Genomic DNA, 20,008 nt, shown 5'->3' with positions numbered 1-20,008 from the left:
TTTGTTATTTCAGTCTGTCTAACAAACCGGAACCGCCATCGCTCCATGCGCCAAACAGTAGCGCAGCCAATCAGCAAGAAACTGGTTAATTTGATGCTTTTCGTCGCGTTGATGCAACTTTTTATTAGGATAATCATAACGCGCTTTAAAGCGGTAGATCTGCTGACTGGAACACACTTCCGCAACCATGGCGTCATGGTACAACCGCACCGTCATCGCGGGCAGGCTCCAGTAGCTGACCGCCGGAAAGATCTGCTCGATCTCCACCAGCGACGTGTAACGCGTGGACTCAACGATGGTCAAACGATAGCCGGCGCCGTTCACCTGATAAGTCACCGTTTCGCCCGCTTCGTCGTTGCGCGGCAGCAAGCGGCGCAATTGCGCGAAGTTGGTTTCGCACAATCTCATCATTTCGGGGAAATCAGGGGTATAGCGCTGTTTCATTAGTTGGCCCACTCTTTTCTCAACGATTCATGGTGCAACGCCAGCCATTGCAATGCAATCACTGATGCGGCGTTATCGATCGCGCCTTCCTCAACCCAGCGGTAAGCCTGTTCGCGGCTGACCACATGGACGCGGATGTCTTCATGTTCTTCCGCCAGGCCGTGGATGCCCTCGGCGGTGCCGGCGTCCACTTCGCCGACCATGATCGACAAACGTTCGCTGGTGCCGCCGGGGCTGGCCAGGTAGCTCAGCACCGGTTTGCAGCGCCCGACCACCACGCCGGCCTCTTCCTGCGCTTCGCGGCGGCATACGTCCTCGACGCTTTCACCGGTTTCGATCATACCCGCCACCATTTCCAGCAGCCAGGGCGAATTACTGGTATCGACCGCGGCGATGCGCAGTTGTTCAACCAGCACAACCTCGTCGCGCACCGGATCGTAGGGCAGCAGCACCGCCGCATGGCCGCGTTCGAAAATTTCACGCGTGATTTCAGGGCTCATTTCACCATTGAACAACCGGTGGCGAAACCGGTATAAATTGAGTGAAAAAAAACCACGGTACAGCGTCTCGCGTGCAATAATTTCTACATCTTTTTTATCGAAAGTAACGGGCGACGGCTGCGAACGGTTCATGCGCGAATTCTCCTGCTTGAGTATGCCGATAAAATAAACGGTTTTGATGACAGAAACAGCGGGACTCTCCGCCGCGGCTTTATGTTAGGCTGTTTTTCGCCGCCGGATGCGGCACGTTTGTGCGCTCGCAGGTAATAGCGGGAAACAATCCGGATTGTCAGCCATAATATCAGCTGCAGTCGACCCGGGCAGTACGCCAAGGTAAATGGGCGGTCTGAAAGGTAAAAGTTACGTGAGATGGCACATTCAGCCACCTGATGCGTACCTCAGACTCTGCTAGAATCGGCAACTATTTCGTCTATCGTCAGCGCTAACATAGCAATATTGCTGCACAACAAGGAATGCAAATGAAGAAACTGCTCCCCCTTCTTATCGGACTGAGCCTGGGCGGCTTCAGTGCAATGAGCCAGGCAGAGAACCTGCTGCAGGTCTACAAACAGGCCAGGGAAAGTAACCCGGATCTGCGCAAAAGTGCAGCTGACCGCGACGCCGCATTCGAAAAGATCAACGAAGCGCGCAGCCCGTTGCTGCCGCAGCTCGGCCTGACCGCCGGTTACAACTACACCAGCGGGTATCGAGACAGCCGCGACACCCATAGCGATAGCACAAGCGGCTCGCTGGCGCTGACGCAAACCATCTTCGACATGTCGAAATGGCGCCAACTGACGCTGCAGGAAAAGACCGCCGGCATCTCCGACGTCACCTTCCAGACCGCTGAGCAACAGCTTATTCTCAACACGGCGACCGCTTACTTCAACGTGCTGAAAGCGATCGATACGCTGTCCTATACCCAGGCGCAGAAAGACGCGGTGTACCGCACGCTGGATCAAACCACCCAGCGCTTCAACGTGGGTCTGGTGGCGATCACCGACGTGCAGAACGCCCGCTCGAACTACGACACCGTGCTGGCGGCGGAAGTCTCCGCCCGCAACGATCTGGACAACGCGCTGGAAACGCTGCGTCAGGTCACCGGCACCTTCTACCCCGAGCTGGCCTCGCTGAACACCGATCGCTTCAGCACCCAACGCCCGGAAGCGGTGAACAACCTGCTGAAAGAAGCGGAAGCGCGCAACCTGAGCCTGCTGTCCGCCCGCCTGAGCCAGGATCTGGCGCGCGAACAGATCCGCGCCGCGCAGACCGGCTATATGCCGACAGTGGACTTCAGCGCCTCCACGGCGATCTCCAACAACAATTACGGCGGCTCACGCAACACCACGCGCGACGCAGACCTCGGTGAAAACAAAGTGGGTCTGAGCTTCAACCTGCCGCTGTACAGCGGCGGCGCGACCAATTCGCAGGTGAAACAAGCGCAGTACGGCTTCGTCGGCGCCAGCGAGCAGTTGGAAAGCTCACACCGCAGCGTGGTGCAGACCGTGCGTTCGTCGTTCAACAACGTTAACGCTTCGATCAGCAGCATCAACGCCTACAAACAGGCGGTGATCTCCGCGCAAAGCTCCCTGGACGCGATGGAAGCCGGTTATCAGGTCGGTACCCGCACCATCGTCGACGTGCTGGACGCCACCACCACGCTGTATAACGCCAAACGTCAGCTGTCCGACGCGCGTTATACCTATCTGATCAACCAACTGAACATCAAGTCGGCGCTCGGCACGCTGAACCAGAACGATCTGCTGCTGTTGAACGGCGCGTTGGGCAAACCGGTATCGACCGCGCCTGACGCCGTCGCACCGCAGAATCGCGCGCAGGACGCCTATGCGGACGGCTATCAGGACAATGCGCCGATGCAACAAACTGCGGCGCCGGCACCGGCGGCCACTCGCGCATCTGCGCCGGCCGTTACCACCAGCCAACCGGCTCGCAACAGCGGCAACCCATTCCGCAACTGATGCGCGCACGCTGACAAACACGGGGTCCGGCCTGCGCCGCGCCCCGTTTTTTTTGTCCCGATTTTCCCCGCTTCTGCCCGCCGCCTCACAGCCGCCGCCGCGTCAGGTGGTATCATCGTCACTCTCGTTTTCGCAGTCTGGATGAGGTTCGATGGACAACGATTCACGCTGGCAGCGTCTGATTAACGACGGCGAATTGCCGCCGCCGCTGCGCCCGACGCCGGCGGTGTACGCCTCCTGGCTGCGCTGCCGCAGCCTGATGCAACCCGATGTCTGGCAAGCACCGCACCGCGCTCAGGGCGCCACCTTCGAATCGATTTGCCGCCGCAAGAACGATCTGCTGACGCTCGGCCAGGCGGCGCTGGAAGACGCCTGCGAATACATGGAGCCGCGTCGCTGTCTGTTGATGATCTTCGACGAGAGCGGCTGCATGCTGTGGCGATGCGGCGACGCCCAAACCTGGGAGCTTTTGCAGCAATTGGGGTTCGCCCCCGGTGCCTACTGGGCCGAGGGGCAGATCGGCACCAATTCTCCGGCGCTGGCGGCGGCGGAAGGCCACCCGGTACGAGTGAGCGGTGAAGAGCACGTGCGCCGGGCGCTGCACGGTTGGTCATTCTGCGCGACGCCGGTCTACGACAACAGCGGCCGCCAGCGCGGCTCGATCGCGCTGGGCTGCCTGCTGGCCGACTGTGCCGCCGGCGATCTGTCGCTGACGCTGGCCATCGCCCGCGAAATCGGCAACTCGCTGAACGCCGACGGCCTGCTGGCGGAATCCAACCGCCATCTGAATCAACTTTACGGCCTGCTGGACGGCGTGGACGACGGCGTCATGGCCTGGGATCACCGCGGCTACCTGCAATACATCAACCAGCGCGCCGCCGGCCTGCTGAAGCTGGACGAACAGCAGAGCCAGGGCAAACCGCTGGCGCAGCTGTTGACGCTGCCCGCCCTGCTCAAGCGCGCCATCGCCGACCGGCAGCCGCTGCAACACGTCGAAGTCACCTTCGAAAGCCAGCGGCAGTTTATTGCCGCTTTGCTGACGCTAAAGCCGATTTTCGACGGCGATCGCTGCAGTTTCATCGCCCTGCTGCACCCGCTCGAGCGGCTGCGCCAGTACGTCAGCAGCCAGTTGGGGCGCGTCAGCCACAGTTTCGAGCAAATGCCCTCCGCCTCGCTGGAAATGCGGCGGCTGATCCGTTACGGCCAGCAGGCGGCCAAGGGCCAGCATCCGATCCTGCTGCGCGGAGAGGAAGGGGTTGGCAAAGAGCTGCTCAGCCAGGCTATCCACAACGCCGGCGAACGCGCCGCCGGGCCGTATATCGCCCTCAACTGCCAGCTGCTGCCGCAGGCGCAGGGGCTGCGTGAACTGTTGGGCAGCGACGCCAGCGAAGAAGAGGCGGGCCAGCTCAGCAAATTCGAATTGGCCAACGGCGGCACGCTGTATCTCGAACAGATCGAATACCTGCCGGCGGAGATGCAGTCGGCGCTGCTGCAGGTGTTGAAAACCGGCGTGGTGATCCGCCTCAATTCCAGCCGGGTGATCCCGGTCGATGTCCGAGTCATCGCCGGCAGCGCCGCCGACCTGCCGCTGCTGGTGCAGCAAAACCGCTTCCGCCGCCAGCTGTTTTACAGCCTGCAGGCGTTCGAGATCCAGATCCCGCCGCTGCGCCAGCGGCTGAGCGATATTCCGCTGCTGGTCAAACACCATCTGCGCACGCTGGAGCAGCATTTTCAGTGTCGCTTCCGGGTGGATGACGAGGTGATGGCCCAGTTGGCGCTTTATCTGTGGCCGGGCAACGATTTGGAACTGAAAGGGGTGGTGGAGCGCGCGGCGATGATTTGCCACGGCCACCACATCCAGTTGGCGGATCTGCCGGCGCACCTGCTCGGCCAGCCGTCGCTGCTGGAAAGCGATCCGCCGCCCGGCGCGCCGCTGTTGACGCTGACGGACATGGAACGCCAGGCGATCCTGCGCGCGGCGACCGTCAGCCGCGGCCAGGTGACGGAGATGGCGCAGCTGCTGGGCATCGGCCGCACCACGCTGTGGCGGAAGATCAAACAGCACGGGATCGACATCCGCCAGTTCAAGCTGCGCGCTTAGTGGCTGAGCTGCAATACCCCGCGCGCGGCGTCCAGCATCGCTTTCTGTCCGCTGCGGGTTTTGCTCAGGCAATCCTGCATGCCGACCACCATCGGAATGCCCATCGCCTTCGCCAGAATGGCGCTGTGCGACAGGGCATTGCCGCCGCTCAGACAGATGCCGAGCACCAGCCGGCGATCGAGCATCACCACCTCCGAAGGCATCAGTTCGTCCATCACCAATATTGACGGTTCTGCGAGCGCAATAACCGGCAGCGGCAGCCTCTGCAGATGGCACAGCGTGCGGCGCAGCATGTCGCGCACGTCCAATTCGCGCGCCCGCATGTAGTCGTCATCCAGCTCGCGGTACTCTTCGGCGATCGCCTCCAGCACCTGCCGCCAGGCCTGCTCGGCGCTGCACAGCTGTTGCGCGATGCGGGTGTAAGCCGCCTGCTGCAGATCCGGATCGTCCAGCAGCATGCTGTGGGCGCCGAAGATCGCCGCCTGCGGCTTGCCGATCAGCGTGCCGGTGCGTTCCGCCAGCCGGTTCAGATCGCTCAGCGTGTGCTGTAACGCCTCCCGCAGGCGTTGCTGTTCGCCCAGCACCTCGTCCGCGCCGATACGCCGATCGGCGGTTGGCGGCCAGAAGCTGTGGGCCTGAAACACCGGCCCGCTGGTGACGCTTTCCGCCACCGGGATACCGTGCAGCGAGGGCTGCTGCCGCTCGGAGACCGTCTCGCCAAAATGTTGTTCCGCCAGCGCTTTGAACGCCGCCAGCGCCTCGTCCGCCTGCGCGCCGTCGGCGATCAGGCGAACGGTGTCGCCGTGACGCACCTGCAGCAGCGCCAGCTGATTGAGGCTGCGCGGATCGACGCACTGCCCCTGCTTCTCCAGCACCAGCTCGGCCTTGAACGGCGCCAGCGTCTCGACCAGTCGCGCCGCCGGGCGCGCATGCAGCCCGTGCGGGTTCTGCACCGTCCAGGTTGCGCTTTTGCCCTGCGCCAGCGGCAAGGCCACGCTTTTCGCCGTCGGTGAAGCCTCGCCCAGCTGTGCCTGTTTGGCCTGCAGCGCCCCCTGCGCCTCCGCCACCACCTGCTCCAGCGAGGCGCCGGAGTTGGCGGCCACCACCGCCGCCAGCGTGCCTTCAACCAGCGGCGCCGAACACAGCCGCACTTTGGCGGCCAGATCCGGATCCAGCAGATCGAGTGCGGTTTCGGCACTGAGCAGCGCGCTGCCCAGATCCATCAGCACCAGAACGCCGTCGCCGTCGGCGACCGCTTCGATCGCCTCCATCACTTTGACCGCGTCGGTGCCGATCGGGTGCTGCTCGTCATCCACGCCCGCCGCCAGCGCCAGTTTGCAGCCGTCGCCGCGCATCATCTGCCGCGCCAACTGCTCAACGCCGCGCGCCAGCAACGCGCTGTGCGAAACCACCACGATATTAATCATCTCGCCTCCTGCTAACTGCCGGCGACCTCGGCCAGCGTTTTCATCATCAACATCACCGAAGTGGCGCCGGGATCCTGGTGGCCAATGCTGCGCTCGCCCAGGTAACTGGCCCGCCCTTTGCGCGCCTGCATGGTGATGGTGCTCTCCACCGCCCGCTCGGCGCTGTCGGCGGCGCGCTGCAGCGCCTCCGCCACGCTCAGGTTCTGCTGCGCGGACTGGCCGAGACTGTCCACCACCGGCCACCAGACGTCGCACATGGTCTTGTCGCCCGGCTCCGCCTTGCCGCGCATCACCACGCCTTCCACCCCTTCCTGCATCACCTGATGCAGCTCCGCCAGATCCAGGCTCTGCTTGGCGTTCGCCGCCTGCGCCGCGCGGATGAAGAAGGTGCCGAACAGCGGACCGCTGGCGCCACCCACGCTCGACAGCAGCGTCATGCCGGTGTTTTTCAGGATAAAGCCGATATCCTTGTCCGCCACCGACGGCAGCTTTTCCACCACCTTGTTGAAACCGCGATTCATGTTCAAACCGTGGTCGGCATCGCCGATCTCGGTGTCCAGCTGGGTCAGAAAATCGCGCTCCCGGCTGAACACCTCGCCGCAACGCATCAGCCAATCGACAACCTGTTGTTTGGTCAACGCCATGATTCCTCCTCAGCAACCCCAACGCAGCGCAGGCGTTTTCACCGGCGCATCCCACAAGGACAACAGCTCGTCGTCCACGTTCAACAACGTGATGGACACCCCCTGCATATCCAGCGAGGTGCAATAAGAACCCACCAGGTTGCGTTCAATGATGATGCCCGCCTCGGCGCAGCGCTCCGCCAGCCGATGGTACACGCCATACAACTCAGACAATGGCGTGGCGCCCAGATTGTTGACCAGCGCGATCACCCGATCGCCGCGCGTCAGCGGCTGCTTGGTCTGCATCTCGTCGCGCCACTCGCCCTGCTGACGATCCCAGACGCGGATCGCGCGCTGATAGTGGCCGTGGTCGATCAACGTATGGAACATGTCGTCCACCGCCGCGTTGAGCGTGGTGAACGGGCGGCGCGCAATGCCCGGCTCGCCGTGAATGCCGACGCCGAACTCCATTTCGTTCTCCGCCAGGGTGAACGACGGCTTGCCGGCGGCCGGCACGGTACAGGCGCCCAGCGCGATGCCGATTGAATGCCCGTGGTTGTTGATGCGATGCCCCAGCGTCACCACGCCGTCCAGATCGTCGCCGCGCGCCGCGGCGGCGCCCAGCAGTTTCTCCATCAGCACGGTGTTAGCCACCCCGCGCCGCCCGGCGGTAAACAGGCTGTCTTTGACCGCCACGTCGTCATCCACCAGCACCGTCGCCACCGCGACGCCGCTGTCGTGCAGCAGCTCGGTGGCGGTTTCGAAGTTGAGCACGTCGCCGGTGTAGTTCTTGATCAGCAGCAGCACCCCGGCGCCGCCGTCGATCGCCTGACCGCACTCGTACATTTTATCCGGCGTCGGCGAGGTGAAAATCTCGCCCGGACAGGCGCCGTCGAGCATCCCTTCACCGACGAAGCCGCAGTGCATCGGCTCATGGCCGCTGCCGCCACCGGACAAGATCGCCACCTTGCCCGCCACCGGCGCGTCGGCGCGGGTCACGAACACCGGATCCGCGTGCACCAGCAGCTCGGGATGGGCCTCCGCCAGCCCCTGCAATTGCTCTTCCAACACCGACTCGACCTGATTAATCAGTTTTTTCACGATGGTTTCCTCTGTAAGAACAGGGGCGCGGCGCACCGCGCCCCAACGGTATCAATGACGCTGCAACCAGGCGGCGCCCAGCCTATCCGCCGTCAGGATCGCCGCCTGCACGCCCGCAGGGGTGACCTTGAACGGCATGTTGTGAATGGTTTCACCCGCGGCGCAGCTGGCCTCGGCCACCGCCATCATCTTCGCCGCCGCATCGCCGGTGACGCCCATCTGCGCCAACGTGATCGGCAGGCCGATGTCATGACAAAACGCCAGCACGGTTTCAATCTGCGCCATCGGGCTGTTCTGCAGCATCAGTTGCGCCAGGGTGCCGAACGCCACTTTCTCGCCGTGATACAGGTGGTGACACTCCTCCAGCACGGTGAAACCGTTGTGAATGGCGTGCGCCGCCGCCAGCCCGCTGCTCTCGAAGCCGATGCCGCTCAGATACGTATTGGCCTCAATGATGCGTTCCACCGCTTCCGTCACCACGCCGGCCTCGACCGCCAGCTTGGCCTTCACCCCTTCGGCCAGCAGCGTGTCATAGCACAGCCGCGCCAGACTGAGCGCCGCCAGTGTCGATTTGCCGCCGGCCATGCTGGTGGCCTGGGCGTCGAAACAGGCCTGCGCTTCGAAATAGGTGGAGAGCGCGTCGCCCATGCCGGCCACCAGCAGGCGCACCGGCGCGTTGGCGATGATGGCGCTGTCCATCACCACCATGTCCGGGTTGCGCGGGTAGATCAGGTATTCGGCGAATTCGCCCTGTTCGGTGTAGATAACCGACAGCGCGCTGGTCGGCGCATCGGTGGAGGCGATGGTGGGAATGAGCACCACCGGCAGCCGTTGGTAGTGGGCGACGGCCTTGGCGGTGTCGAGCGTTTTGCCGCCGCCGACGCCGATCACCCCGCGGCAGCCATGGGTCTGCAGCTCGCAGCCAAGCCGGTCTATCTCTTTACGGCAGCACTCGCCGTTGAAGCGGGCCGCATGATGTTTCACGCCGTGCTGCCGCAGGCTACCCATCAGGGTGTCGCCCGCCAGCTGCATCACGAAGTCGTCGGCGATCACGAAATAATGATCGGCGAGGGATTTGGCGTATTCGCCGACGGCGGCCAGCGCATTGGCGCCCTGAATGTATTTGCCTGGTGACTGGATGATTCTCAACATAACCGGATCCTTGTAGGGAGTTGGCGATGGTACGTTCAGATATCAGGTGATGACGCGCCGACTTCGCCGCCGGCTTGTTGTTGTGCTTCGACTATGAGCGCCTGCCGCCCACCTGGCGAGCCACGCGATTTTTGTTCCATTATGGAACATCATCATAGCGACAACGTTTCATGATGAAACGCCAACGCGCGTTTTTTCGCCGCGAAAGCGAACTGGCGCACACCCCAACGTATAACTGCGTAAAGAGTCGATTCTGCGGGCGTTTCAGCTTTAATTTTGACCATGTTTCCCCTATCCTTAGCGCCACTACTGGGAAAGGGCGAAAACAGCCCGCATGATGGGATTGATAACGATGAAACGGACAAAAAACATCAACCAAGAGACGTTCCGCAAATCCTGGCGCAGCTACCGTGTCGCGCCTGTGGCTTTGGCGATCAGCGCCGTCTTTATGCTGGCCGGCTGCGAGAAGAGCGATGAAACGGTCTCCCTGTATCAGAATGCCGATGACTGTTCGCGCGCCAATCCTTCGATGAGCGAGCAGTGCACCACCGCCTACAACAATGCCCTGAAAGAAGCCGCGAAAACCGCGCCGAAATACGCCACTCGCGAAGACTGCGTCGCCGAGTTCGGCGAAGCGCAGTGTACCCAGGCTCCGGCACAGGCCGGCATGGCGGCGGAATCACAAAGCAGCGGCAGCTTCTGGATGCCGCTGATGGCGGGCTATATGATGGGCCGCCTGATGGGCGGTTCCGGCTTCGCGCAGCAGCCGCTGTTCACCTCCAAGAACGCCGCCAGCCCGGCGAACGGCAAGTTTGTCGACGCCAGCGGCAAGAGCTACGGCCCGGCCACCGCCGGCGGCCGCACCATGACGGTGCCGAAAACCGCCATGGCGCCGAAGCCTGCGGTCACCAATACCGTGACCCGCGGTGGTTTCGGCGAGACCGTGGCCAAGCAGACCAGCATGCAGCGCAGCAGCGCCACTTCCAACTCCGGCTCTCGCAGCATGGGCGGTTGATGCATGAAACGTATTGCTATTACCGAGCGCCCGGACTGGCGTGAAAAAGCGACCGAGTTCGGTTTTCGTTTCCACACCATGTACGGCGAGCCGTACTGGTGTGAAGACGCCTATTACCAGTTCACGCTGGCGCAGATTGAAGAGATCGAAAGCGCCACCGCCGAGCTGCATCAGATGTGCCTGCAGGTGGTGGAAAAAGTGGTCGGCAGCGACGAGCTGATGGCCAAGTTCTGCATCCCGAAACACACCTGGGAGTTCGTGCGCAGTTCCTGGCGCACCAACCAGCCGTCGCTGTATTCGCGTCTCGATCTGGCCTACGACGGCGTCAACCCGCCGAAGCTGCTGGAGAACAACGCCGATACGCCGACCTCGCTGTATGAAGCGGCCTTCTTCCAGTGGCTGTGGCTGGAAGACCAGATCAATGCCGGCAAGCTGGATCCGCAATCGGATCAGTACAACAGCCTGCAGGAGAAGCTGATCGAGCGTTTCGGCGAGCTGAAAGCGCACCACGGCTTCGGCCTGCTGCACCTGGCGTGCTGCCAGGACAGCGAAGAAGATCGCGGCACGGTGCAATATCTGCAGGACTGCGCGCAGGAAGCCGGTCTGCCGACCGAATTCCTGTTCATGGAAGAGATTGGCCTTGGCGAGAAAGGCCAGTTCACCGATCTGCAGGATCAGGTGATCGGTAACCTGTTCAAGCTATACCCGTGGGAATTCATGCTGCGCGAGATGTTCTCCACCAAGCTGGAAGACGCCGGCGTGCGTTGGCTGGAGCCGGCCTGGAAGAGCATCATCTCCAACAAGGCGCTGCTGCCGCTGCTGTGGGAAATGTTCCCGAACCACCCTAACCTGCTGCCGGCTTATTTCGCGCAAGACGATCATCCGCCGATGGATCATTACGTCACCAAACCGCTGTTCTCGCGGGAAGGCGCCAATATCCAGATCGTCGAAAACGGTCAGGAAGTGGCGCGCGTCGATGGGCCGTACGGTGAAGAAGGCATGATCGTGCAGCAGTTCCATCCGCTGCCGAAGTTCGAAGACAGCTACACGCTGATCGGCAGCTGGCTGGTGAACGATCAACCCTGCGGCATCGGCCTGCGCGAAGATCGCGAACTGATCACGCAGGATCTGTCGCGCTTCTATCCGCACACTATTCTCGGCTGATCGCCCCGCTGAAAGCAAAAACGCCAGTCTCTGACTGGCGTTCTTTCTTTACCCCACCTGTACCGACAGCATGCTCAGCGCCCCCATTTCGATACCGTCGATCGGCACGCTGATGGTCTCTTTTCCATCCCAACCGCCAAGCACATACAGCAACGGCAGATAGTGTTCCGGCGTCGGATTCGACAACGCCGCGCCCTCATGGCGCATGAAATCCACCAGCGGGTGATTATCGCCCCGATAACGCAGGTTATCCCGGACAAAGTTATTGAACGATTCCGCCCATGGGTAGGCGCTGGTGTCGCCCTGCCATTTCACCATGCGCAGGTTGTGCACCACGTTGCCGCTGGCGACGATCATCACGCCCTCATCCCGCAGCGCCGCGAGTTTGCGGCCCAGCTCATAGTGGTAAGCCGCCGGCTGCGTGCCGTCGACGCTGAGCTGCACCACTGGGATATCGGCATTGGGATACATCTTGATCAATACGCCCCAGGTGCCGTGATCCAACCCCCACTCGCCGAGATCCGCCGTTACCGGCACTGGCGCCAGAATGTGCTGCAGCTGCGCGGCCAGCGCGGGAGAGCCTGGCGCCGGATAACGGGTATCAAACAGCGCCTGCGGGAACCCGCCAAAGTCGTGAATGGTTTTGGGTTTTTCCATCGCGGTGACCGCAGTGCCGCGGGTATACCAATGCGCGGAAACCGCCACGATCGCCTTCGGGCGCGGCAATGAATCACCCAACGCACGCCATGCCCGGGTGTAACGGTTGTCTTCCAGCACGTTCATCGGGCTACCGTGGCCAAGAAACAGTGCCGGCATACGAGAGGTGTTCATAGAGGGATCCTTAGTTCAAATTGTGCTATGCCGCTACATTACGCGCTTTGCCGCAGCAACACAGCCGGATAACCGTGATGAAGATATTCAATAAATTTGAATTAAAAGTAGAGAAATACGCCGGTCAACAGAAAGATAAAAAAATCATATCTTTCAATAAAATAATAAGATCAGTGAATACCATGACATTACTGCCACACAGATCCAATTTGTGAACAATTTATGTATTTTTTGTTAACAAAATCTATACACTCCTCCTCTGCCGACGGGAGCAGGCAACGCCGTCGCGCGATAGGAATTACGTCTCACCAAGGAGGAATTCATGTTCAGACTCACACTGGCAACCCGCCTGGCGCTTTCCATGTTCTTACTCGCCGGCTGGACGGCAACCACCGGCGCGGCGGACAACGCGCAACTGACGCAGCGCGAAGATCCTTACTTCCTTCAGGCGCAAACTCAGCTGCAACAGCGACTGAAACAAACCCCAAACACCAACCGCGCCAAAAACGTCATTCTGGTCGTCGGTGACGGCATGGGGTTTTCCACCGTGACCGCCGCCCGCATTTTTGAAGGGCAGCAGCGCGGCGTGGACGGCGAATCCAACGTGTTGGCCTGGGAGGCCTTCCCCTATCTGGCGGCGGCCAAAACCTACTCCGCCGACGCCCAAATCACCGACTCTGCGCCCAGCGCGGTGGCGATGACCACCGGCGTCAAAACCATCAACGATCTGATGGGTCTCGATCATACGGCTACCCTCAACAACTGCGAGGATCAGCAAACCAAGGCCGTCACCACGCTGTGGGAGATGGCCGCAACGCTCGGCATGTCCACCGGCGCCGTGACGACCGCCACCATTACCCACGCCACGCCGGGCGCCACCTATGCCCATATCGCCAATCGCGACTGGGAGTCTGACGCCAAAATGCCGGCAAATGCCCTGGCCGCAGGCTGCCGCGACATCGCGCGCCAGTTGGTGGAAATGAAGTACGGCAACGGCCTGAACGTAGCGATGGGCGGCGGGCGCGCCAACTTCCTGCCCGACAGCGTGAGCGATCCGGAATACCCCGGCAAGAAAGGTGCCAGAAAGGACGGCCGCGACCTGACGCAGGCCTGGCTGCAACGCTACGGCGAGCGCGGACAATACGTCTGGAATCAGGCGCAGTTCAACAAAATCGAACCGGGCAACGTCGACCATCTGCTGGCTCTGTTCGAGCCGTCGCACATGAACTTCGAGCACGATCGGCGACAAGACGCGGCGGGAGAACCCTCACTGGCGGAAATGGCCGGCAAGGCCATCGATATTCTGTCCAGGAATCCTGAGGGTTATCTGCTGTTGGTGGAGGGTGGGCGCGTCGATCATGGCAGCCATAACGGCAACGCCTACCGCACGCTGAGCGACGCGGTCGCCCTGAACGAAGCGGTGAAAACCATCGTCGATAAGGTCGATCTGGACGACACGCTGGTGATAGTGACCGGCGATCACAGCCACACGCTGACCATCGCCGGCTATGCCAAGCGCGGCAATCCTATCCTCGGCATTTCCGTCGGCGTCGACGGCAAACCTCGGCTGGGCAGCGACGGCAAGCCCTACACCACCCTCGGTTTCGCCAATGGCCCCGGCGGCGCGATCCCGCTGACCGAGCGCCCGGCATTGACCATGGAGCAAACCACCGCGCCCGACTTTATTCAGCCGGCGCTGGTGCCGCTGAACAGCGAGACGCACGGCGGGGAAGATCTCGGCATCTACGCCATCGGCCCCTGGGCGCATCTGTTCCAGGGCACGGTGGAGGAGAACTACACCTTCCACGTGATGAATTACGCCAGCCGCATCGGCGAACGCCTGTCAAAACGGTAGCCACAAAAAAAGCCGCTTTACGCGGCTTTTTTTATCGTTGAAAGCGGCCGGCTATCAGCTGGCTTTTTTCTCGTGCGCCTGGCGGTAGGCCACCAGATCTTCGATGGTCAGCACCACCATGTCGTGCTGTTTGGCAAAGGTGATCACTTCAGGCGCGTGCGCCATGCTGCCATCGTCGTTGGTCAGTTCACACAGCACGCCGGCTGGTTTGAAACCGGCCATGGAAACCAGATCGATGGTCGCTTCGGTGTGGCCGCGACGGCTCAACACACCGCCCGGCTGCGCGCGCAGCGGGAACACGTGGCCCGGGCGGTTCAGGTCGCTCGGCTTGGCGCTGTCTGCCACCGCCGCACGGATGGTGGTCAGGCGATCGGAAGCGGAAACCCCGGTGGTCACGCCCTGCGCCGCTTCGATGGTCACGGTGAAGGCGGTCTGGAACTGGCTGGAGTTATTGGTCACCATCATCGGCAGCTCAAGCTGCTGACGGCGTTCTTCGGTGATGCACAAGCACACGATACCGCTGCCGTGGCGAATGGTCAGCGCCATCTGCTCAACGGTCATGGTTTCCGCGGCGAAGATCATGTCACCTTCGTTTTCACGGTTTTCATCATCGAGCACCATTACGCCGCGCCCGTTGCGCAGTGCGTCGATCGCGCGTTCAACGCGTTCTGTTGGCGTGCCGAAGTCTGAAAGTAGCGTCTGATTCATGGTAAAAAACCTCATTAAAAATTATGGATTACCAGAACCAGGGCGATCTTGAGGAGTAGCTAGCAATAGCTAAAAAAATAACGCAAGCGGGCGCATGCCCGGCAGATACCGTTACTCTCTCCCATCCGGACTATAACCGTCGGCCCCGGAATTACACCGGATCTGCTGACCTCTAACCGGCCTTTACAGGCTGGCTGAGCGCTCGCGGGCTTTCACCGTAGAAGGTGATTTACCGCCGGTGGGGACTTTCACCCCGCCCTGAGAATAAGCAAGATGACTATAACGCTAATGGGTAGGCAGGGCAATTGGCAAAAGCACAATTCGGCCACATACGGCGAATGCGCTTAATGGTTTATCCGACGGGCAACTCGCATTACACTAAGCGGCAGCTATTAAACTCTGAAAGGGATACGCCATGATTGACCCGAAAAAAATCGAACAAATCGCACGCCAGGTTCATGAGTCCATGCCTAAAGGCGTTCGTGAATTCGGGGAAGACGTTGAGAAAAAAATCCGTCAGGTGCTGCAGTCGCAGCTGACCCGTCTGGATTTGGTTAACCGCGAAGAGTTCGACGTGCAGACTCAGGTGCTGTTGCGCACCCGCGAGAAGCTGGCGCTGTTGGAGCAGCGCATGGCCGAGCTGGAAAGCAAGCTGAGCGCGGCGCCGGCCGCCAAGCAGGAAGACGAATAATTCCCGCCAAGGGCGCGCACCGCGCGCCCTTGTACTTTACGTCGCCCGGCGTTAGCCGCGCCCGTCTTTGATCGCTTTGATGATGTTGGTGGTCGACAGGCCGTCTTCAAAGTTCAGCACTTTGACATCGCCGCCGTTGGCCCACACCTCCGCACTGCCGGCAATCTCTTCCGGCTTGTAATCGCCGCCTTTCACCAGCAGATCCGGCAAGATGTCGGCGATCAAGCGCTGCGGCGTGTCCTCTTCGAACGGCACCACCCAATCCACCGCTTCCAGCGCGCCCAGCACGATCATGCGGTTCTCCAGCGCGTTGACCGGGCGTTTTTCCCCTTTCAGGCGTTTGGTCGACGCATCGCTGTTCACCGCAACGATCAGGCGATCGCCCAGCTTGCGGGCGTTGGCCAGATAAGAGACGTGGCCGGCATGCAGAATGTCGAAGATGCCGTTGGTCATCACCACTTTCTCGCCGCGCTGACGCGCCTGCGCCACGGCGTTTTTCAACTGCGCTTCGGTCATCACGCCAAAGCCGGTTTCGGCGCGGCCGCGCACCGCGTTTTCCAGCTCGATGGGCGACACGGTAGACGTACCGAGCTTACCCACCACCACGCCGGCGGCGGCGTTAGCAAGGAAGCAGGACTCTTCCAGCGAGTTGCCGGCGGCCAGCGAGGCGGCCAATACGCCGATCACGGTGTCGCCGGCGCCGGTCACATCAAACACTTCCTGCGCCTGAGTCGGCAAGTGCAGCGGCTCAACGCCAGGCTGCAGCAGCGTCATGCCGTGTTCGGAGCGGGTAACCAGCAGCGCCGACAGCTCGAAATCCGCCACCAGCTTCATGCCGCGTTCCACCAGTTCCGCCTCATCCTTACAGTGGCCCACCACCGCTTCGAACTCGGACAGGTTCGGCGTCAGCAGCGTTGCGCCGCGATAGCGCTCGAAATCGGAGCCTTTCGGATCGATCAGCACCGGCACCTTGGCGGCGCGCGCCAGCTGGATCATGCCCTGCACCTGGCTGAGCGCCCCCTTGGCGTAATCGGACAGCACCAGCGCGCCGATCTGCGGCAACGCCTGCTGAATGCGCTCCAGCATCGGCTGCGGATCGACGTTGGAGAAGCCTTCTTCGAAGTCGAGACGGATCAGCTGCTGGTTGCGCGACAGCACGCGCAGCTTGGTGATGGTCGGATGGGTCGGCACCGAGACGAAGTCGCAGCGCACGTTGACTTCATTCAGTTTGGCGCTCAGCGCCCGCGCCGCATCGTCGATGCCGGTCAGACCCACCAGGCGGGAAGTGGCGCCCAGCGAAGCGATGTTCATCGCCACGTTAGCCGCGCCGCCGGGACGCTCTTCGATGGTATCGACCTTGACCACCGGCACCGGGGCTTCCGGTGAAATGCGGCTGGTCGGCCCATACCAATAGCGATCCAACATGACGTCACCGACCACCAGCACACCGGCGCGGCGAAAATCAGGCAGCGTAACTTTCATCCGATAACTCCAAAAAAGAACAAAATTTTAGTGGCGCAGATATTACCACAGACCGCCGGAATACCCGCAAAAAGGTATCAATCCAGCCATTTGGCCCAGCTGGCGCGCACCTGCTCGCGCTCGGCGGCAAACAGCTCGCTGTCGACCTTGCCGGAATGCTCCTGCAGCGCTAGGTGGTGGATCTCGTCGCGCATGGTGACATAAGCCTGGGTCAGCGCGCGCGCCTCCTCTTCCGGCATGATGTCGTAATTGGCCATCAGCTCGAAGATGCGCACATTGTCCGACCAACGCGTCAGGCGCGGTTCACCCGGCGCATAGCGTAAGACCAGATATTGGGCGATAAATTCGATGTCGGTAATGCCGCCCTCATCAGCTTTGATATCAAACAGATCGCGCTGCTTGTTGCCGAGATGGTTGCGCATCTTTTCGCGCATCTCGCGCACTTCGCGCTTCAGGGTCTCCGGATCGCGCGTTTTGCACAGGATCTCGCGCCGGATCGCGTCGAACTGCTGATGCAGCGCCGGGTCGCCATGCACGATACGCGCGCGCACCAGGGCCTGATGTTCCCAGGTCCAGGCTTCATTTTGCTGGTAGTCGGCGAACGCCTCGACGGTGCTGACCAGCATCCCCGCGGCGCCGGAAGGCCGCAGCCGCGCGTCCACCTCATACAGAATGCCGGAAGAGGTGCGGGTGCTGAACAGATGCATCACCCGCTGCGCCAGCCGCAGGTAGAACTGGCGGCCGTCGATGCAGCGATCGCCGTCGGTCATCACCTCCGGCGGGCAATCCAGCAGGAACACCAGATCGAGGTCGGAACTGTAACCCAGCTCCCAACCGCCCAGTTTGCCGTAGCCGATCACCGCAAAGCCGCGCCCCTCACGCTCCTGCAAATGGGTGGGCTGGCCGTAGCGCGCCACCATGTCGATCCAGGCCTGCTGCACCACCGCGTCGATGATCGCCTCAGCCAGATAAGTCAGGTGATCGCTCACTTTCATCACCGGCAGCGCGCCGGCGATATCCGCAGCGGCGATGCGCAGCTGCTGCGCCTGTTTGAACTGACGCAGCGCCTCCAGCTTTTGCTCTTCGTCGTCTTCCGGCACCCGCAGCAGATACTGCCGCAGCTCGCTGCGGTAGGCGTCCAGCGCCACAGGCTGATACAGCGTGGCCGGATCCAGCAGTTCGTCCAGCAACAGCGGGTAACGCGACAGCTGGTTGGCGACCATCGGCGACGCGGCGCACAGGCGGATCAGATGACTGAGCGCCGCGTGGTACTCCACCAGCAGCTCGAGGTAGGTGGTGCGAGTGACGATGCTGAGCAGCAGCTGCGCCAGCCGCACCAGCGCGGTCGGCGCGTCCTGACGCGGGCACACCTCCGCCAGCAGGCGCGGCATCAGCTGATCGAGCACGTCGCGGCCGCGCGGGCCGATGGTGCGTTTGTCGACGTCGTGGCGGAAATCGGCGATGGTGCGCAGCATCTGTCGACGCGCCTCTTCGTCGAGGTGCGGCGTCAGCGGCGCCAGCTCGTTCTCCTCCAGCGCGTCCTGCCACAGGCTGTGGTAGTGCTGGTAGTCGGGATCTTCACCGACATCCGGGCTATCGTCGCCGATCAGGTCGTCGAACACCGCGCGCACCGCCTGCATGTGCGCGTCCAGCGCCGCCATCAGCGCCGGCCAATCCGCCAATCCCATGCCGTAGGCCAACCGCGCCTGATCGAGCGCCTCCTGCGGCAGCGTCTGGGTTTGCTGATCGCCGATCGCCTGCAACAGGTTCTCCAGCCGCCGCAGGAACAGGTAGGCGGCGCTCAGCGCCCGCACCTGCTCGGCCTCCAACAGCCCCAGCTCACCCACCGCCTGCAGCGTCGGCAGCAGCGAACGCCCCTGCAGCGCCGGTTCACGGCCGCCGCGGATCAGCTGGAATACCTGAGTGATGAATTCGATTTCTCGAATGCCGCCGGCGCCCAGCTTGATGTTGTCCTTCAGACCGCGCCGCCGCACTTCACGGGCGATCATGCCCTTCATGTTGCGCAAAGATTGGATGACGCTGAAATCGATGTAGCGGCGGAACACGAACGGCCGCAGGGTTTTGCGCAGCTCCTGGCTATAGGCGTCTTCCGCCCCGCCCATCAGGCGCGCCTTCACCATCGCATAGCGCTCCCAATCGCGCCCCTGCTCCTGATAATAATCTTCCAGCGCCGCGAAGCTCATCACCAACGGGCCGCTGTCGCCGAACGGCCGCAGCCGCATGTCCACGCGATAGACGAAGCCGTCGATGGTTTGCTGATCCAGCGCCTTGATCAACCGCTGGCCGAGGCGGGTGAAGAACTGGGCATTATCCAGCTCGCGCCGTCCGCCCTGGGTCTGGCCGTTCTCCGGGTAGGCGAAGATCAGATCGATATCCGACGAGAAATTCAACTCGCCGCCGCCCAACTTGCCCATGCCGAGGATCAACAGCGGCTGCGGCTCGCCTGCGGCGTTGCACGGCGTGCCCCATTCGCGGCAGCAGGTTTGGTACAGCCAGTCGCGCGCGCTGACGATCAGCGTTTCCGCCAGTCCGCTCAGCTGCAGCAGCGTTTCTTCGGTCGAACACAGCCCCTGAGCCTGCGCCCAGGCGATGCGTACCAGCGTTTCACGGCGAAACAGACGCAGCGTGCGCATCAGCTGCGCCTCGTCGCGCACCTCTTCCAGCTCGTCCTGCAGCCAGGCGGCATAGTGCTGCCACTCGCCGGGCGCCGGCGGCTGTTCGCGCAGCGTCGCCAGCCAGGCAGGCTGAGCGAGCAGCGCGTCGCTGACGAAATCGCTCGACGCCAGCACCCACTGTTCCTGCTCGCTAAAGGCGCAGTCCGCGCCGTGAACTTCCTGAAAACGCTGCACAATCTGCTGTGCCTGAGCCTGTAACGCGGCTGAAAGTGGCGACATAGTGTATGACCCGTTCTGCG

General features: G+C 62.0%; 16 protein-coding genes and 1 riboswitch. Of the genes, 6 read left to right on the top strand and 10 right to left on the bottom strand.

The genetic code is table 11. The features are described from left to right. Window positions 1–18: 18 nt before the first annotated feature. Together CRO23_RS03105 and nudF are read right to left on the bottom strand one after the other, a co-directional pair. A complete protein-coding gene (locus CRO23_RS03105; RefSeq protein WP_004937244.1) occupies window positions 19–444 on the bottom strand; it encodes a DUF1249 family protein in 426 nt (141 codons plus the stop codon). Beyond that, window positions 444–1,076, bottom strand: a complete 633-nt coding sequence (nudF, locus tag CRO23_RS03100; RefSeq protein ID WP_016930141.1) for an ADP-ribose diphosphatase — start codon at window positions 1,074–1,076, stop codon at window positions 444–446. The genes CRO23_RS03105 and nudF overlap by 1 nt, the downstream gene beginning before the upstream one ends. Before the next feature lie 347 nt (window positions 1,077–1,423). Between nudF and hasF the strand changes: the two genes are divergently transcribed. Beyond that, window positions 1,424–2,923 (top strand): multidrug efflux transporter outer membrane subunit HasF, encoded by a 1,500-nt coding sequence (gene hasF / locus CRO23_RS03095; protein ID WP_016930142.1) that lies wholly within the window; start codon window positions 1,424–1,426, stop codon window positions 2,921–2,923. A gap of 151 nt (window positions 2,924–3,074) precedes the next feature. Next, window positions 3,075–5,024, top strand: coding sequence for a dihydroxyacetone kinase operon transcriptional regulator DhaR (gene dhaR / locus CRO23_RS03090; RefSeq protein WP_097101373.1), 1,950 nt, complete (start codon window positions 3,075–3,077; stop codon window positions 5,022–5,024). Here the strand turns inward: dhaR and dhaM are convergent. The 4 genes from dhaM to CRO23_RS03070 are packed head-to-tail and all read right to left on the bottom strand — an operon-like array spanning window position 5,021 to window position 9,327. Beyond that, window positions 5,021–6,451, bottom strand: a complete 1,431-nt coding sequence (gene dhaM, locus CRO23_RS03085) for a dihydroxyacetone kinase phosphoryl donor subunit DhaM (protein ID WP_079450156.1) — start codon at window positions 6,449–6,451, stop codon at window positions 5,021–5,023. The genes dhaR and dhaM overlap by 4 nt on opposite strands. Window positions 6,452–6,462: 11 nt before the next feature. Then, on the bottom strand, window positions 6,463–7,095 hold the full coding sequence (gene dhaL, locus CRO23_RS03080; RefSeq protein ID WP_016930145.1) for a dihydroxyacetone kinase subunit DhaL: 633 nt from the start codon (window positions 7,093–7,095) through the stop codon (window positions 6,463–6,465). A gap of 9 nt (window positions 7,096–7,104) precedes the next feature. Then, window positions 7,105–8,175 (bottom strand): dihydroxyacetone kinase subunit DhaK, encoded by a 1,071-nt coding sequence (gene dhaK / locus CRO23_RS03075; RefSeq protein ID WP_016930146.1) that lies wholly within the window; start codon window positions 8,173–8,175, stop codon window positions 7,105–7,107. 51 nt (window positions 8,176–8,226) lie between these two features. Further along, on the bottom strand, window positions 8,227–9,327 hold the full coding sequence (locus CRO23_RS03070; protein WP_016930147.1) for a glycerol dehydrogenase: 1,101 nt from the start codon (window positions 9,325–9,327) through the stop codon (window positions 8,227–8,229). A 352-nt stretch (window positions 9,328–9,679) separates the two neighbouring features. Between CRO23_RS03070 and CRO23_RS03065 the strand changes: the two genes are divergently transcribed. Beyond that, window positions 9,680–10,342, top strand: coding sequence for a DUF1190 family protein (locus CRO23_RS03065; protein WP_004937226.1), 663 nt, complete (start codon window positions 9,680–9,682; stop codon window positions 10,340–10,342). Window positions 10,343–10,345: 3 nt separating this feature from the next. Then, window positions 10,346–11,506, top strand: a complete 1,161-nt coding sequence (locus tag CRO23_RS03060; RefSeq protein WP_016930148.1) for a glutathionylspermidine synthase family protein — start codon at window positions 10,346–10,348, stop codon at window positions 11,504–11,506. Window positions 11,507–11,554: 48 nt separating this feature from the next. Here the strand turns inward: CRO23_RS03060 and ygiD are convergent, their stop codons facing one another. Then, window positions 11,555–12,337 carry a 4,5-DOPA dioxygenase extradiol gene (ygiD, locus tag CRO23_RS03055; RefSeq protein ID WP_097101371.1) on the bottom strand — a complete coding sequence of 261 codons (783 nt, stop codon included), beginning with the start codon at window positions 12,335–12,337 and terminating at the stop codon, window positions 11,555–11,557. Between the two features lie 322 nt (window positions 12,338–12,659). On the opposite strand from ygiD, the gene CRO23_RS03050 reads away from it, so the two are divergent. Continuing rightward, the gene (locus tag CRO23_RS03050; RefSeq protein ID WP_016930150.1) at window positions 12,660–14,192 is read left to right on the top strand and encodes an alkaline phosphatase; all 1,533 of its coding nucleotides are present in this window, start codon (window positions 12,660–12,662) and stop codon (window positions 14,190–14,192) included. Window positions 14,193–14,246: 54 nt separating this feature from the next. On the opposite strand, the gene ribB is transcribed toward CRO23_RS03050, so the two are convergent. Beyond that, the gene (gene ribB / locus CRO23_RS03045; RefSeq protein ID WP_004937218.1) at window positions 14,247–14,900 is read right to left on the bottom strand and encodes a 3,4-dihydroxy-2-butanone-4-phosphate synthase; all 654 of its coding nucleotides are present in this window, start codon (window positions 14,898–14,900) and stop codon (window positions 14,247–14,249) included. A gap of 109 nt (window positions 14,901–15,009) precedes the next feature. Next, a riboswitch (FMN riboswitch) is annotated at window positions 15,010–15,170 on the bottom strand. 145 nt (window positions 15,171–15,315) lie between these two features. On the opposite strand from ribB, the gene ubiK reads away from it, so the two are divergent. Further along, window positions 15,316–15,591, top strand: a complete 276-nt coding sequence (ubiK, locus tag CRO23_RS03040; protein WP_004937216.1) for a ubiquinone biosynthesis accessory factor UbiK — start codon at window positions 15,316–15,318, stop codon at window positions 15,589–15,591. 51 nt (window positions 15,592–15,642) lie between these two features. Here ubiK and hldE read toward each other — a convergent pair whose 3' ends face one another. Both hldE and glnE read right to left on the bottom strand, forming a co-directional pair. Further along, window positions 15,643–17,073 carry a bifunctional D-glycero-beta-D-manno-heptose-7-phosphate kinase/D-glycero-beta-D-manno-heptose 1-phosphate adenylyltransferase HldE gene (hldE, locus tag CRO23_RS03035; RefSeq protein ID WP_004937214.1) on the bottom strand — a complete coding sequence of 477 codons (1,431 nt, stop codon included), beginning with the start codon at window positions 17,071–17,073 and terminating at the stop codon, window positions 15,643–15,645. Between the two features lie 77 nt (window positions 17,074–17,150). Beyond that, window positions 17,151–19,988, bottom strand: coding sequence for a bifunctional [glutamate--ammonia ligase]-adenylyl-L-tyrosine phosphorylase/[glutamate--ammonia-ligase] adenylyltransferase (gene glnE / locus CRO23_RS03030; RefSeq protein WP_079451630.1), 2,838 nt, complete (start codon window positions 19,986–19,988; stop codon window positions 17,151–17,153). Window positions 19,989–20,008: the final 20 nt, after the last annotated feature.

Origin of the sequence: Serratia sp. JKS296, assembly GCF_900215445.1 — a bacterium.
GTDB lineage: Bacteria > Pseudomonadota > Gammaproteobacteria > Enterobacterales > Enterobacteriaceae > Serratia > Serratia marcescens.
Note: the sequence above shows the minus strand (reverse complement) of the source record. Positions and strands in the feature narration are given on the sequence as shown.